We start from the raw sequence: 1687 nt of genomic DNA, 5'->3' as shown, positions 1-1687 counted from the left end.
TATCTACCCTCTTTTCCTTCTCTACGCTCTTCCGATCTCAGGGTATTACTCAGGGAAATATTGGTTCGGCCTTTTATGCAAATATTTATTTAACTTCAGTGGATATCAAATTTGGCAGTTCTAATGAATGGAGAGTTGAACTACATCGTTATGTAGATGATATGATTTTCGTCATTCCCAACCGAGAAGATATGGATATAATTGAAAATACTGTCAAAGATGAGTTACAAGAGCTAGAACTAAATCTCAACGAAAACAAAACAGAGAGAATATACGAGGTTTCTTCGTTTTTAGAGCAATCTGATCAAGATCAACGTCTAGATGAATTGAGCGATCGCTTTGATTGTGTGGTCAACCCACTGTGGATAATGAATTCAAAACACCGCGCTATTTTTAGGAGTGCCTTTTACAAGGATGAACTATGGTGGCATCATATTCATCATTATCAACAATGCCTAAGAGAGATCAAAATTTATATAAATGATACAGATCTAAGTCACAAAATATATAAGTATTTGTATAATGACAAAAGCCGTGAGCGAGACTTGGCAAAACAGAAATACGTTTTTGGATTAGAAGGAGAATTAAAGTATACACAACCGCCAGATGATGAATCTTTTCAGGCAATTCGTCAGTGGTCTGCTTCTTTTATTACTTCTAATAATGTTTGGAGTAAAAATAGAGATAATTTACGTAAAGACCTAGTTGATTTATTCGAGGATAGCTGGCAAGCACTGTGCGAGTTAAATGGTAGTAATCCAAATCAGACACGGCAATTGGAGAGAGATATTCGTTTTGCCCTCTATAGGCTTTCTATTTTAGGACTTGAGGATATACTTAATACCTTAATGGAGATTTTGCGCCAAGCTTTTTGGATTATTCGCAATCCCATCAATGTGCTGGAGAATCTAGCCAAGCAAGGCTATTTAGTTGAAATAAGAAGCTTACTAACACATTATCAAAACCGTGATCAGCCTGTTGAATATCTAAAAGCAGTTACAATCAGAGCCATGCGCTTCTTACCAAAAATCGATGCTCAAGAATGGGAATTGATTGTTGAATTTGCTACTAGTTTAGATAGTTCAGTTAGTATTGCAGAAAAGCTGATGGCAACTGAAACCTGGTTATATCTAGGGCACAAATATAATAACTTTAAACAAAACGATCATATTAAAGCAGTAAAGAATGCTCTTGACTCTGAACCACCAGAAAGATTACAGAAAAACTATCTATTGATTTTGGGACAGTTTGAACCTAAAGCTGTTGAACAGTTCCAGGTTAATAGAAATGATCCTATGCTCGTTAGTGCTAAAAATCTTGCTCTTGAAGGTAATCCATCTGCCATATTTGATTTACCAGAGCCTAAAATCATTCGACAAAAGTACTACAGTGGACAAGCACCAAATGATAGTGATCAAGAAGCGTATTAAGGAACTGTAGCCTAGACAGGTAGAGAAAACTAGCAAAAGTCATTCTTTATCTACTATCACTTTACCATCTTCTCTTTGCACCCTATGTCTGGCAAACATGGGTAGAAACTTCAGCTTTCTCGGCAAACTTTAACCCCCTAGCCAAACACTAAGCTAAAATAGCAGGTAAACCCTTGTCAATCATCCCAGCACAGGTACTTTGATAGTCGTACTCCACGATAGTCGTACTCCACTAGCGGCAAGATTACCTAGTTTTA

At 36.8% G+C, this 1687-nt stretch carries 1 protein-coding gene; it reads left to right on the top strand.

Annotation, left to right across the window (positions count from 1 at the left end; translation table 11 throughout):
* Positions 1 to 1430: RNA-directed DNA polymerase (locus F6K49_RS46505; protein WP_293109233.1), on the top strand; the 1430-nt coding region annotated here is incomplete at its 5' end.
* Positions 1431 to 1687: the final 257 nt, after the last annotated feature.

The organism is Moorena sp. SIO3I6, assembly GCF_010672095.1.
Note: the sequence above shows the minus strand (reverse complement) of the source record. Positions and strands in the feature narration are given on the sequence as shown.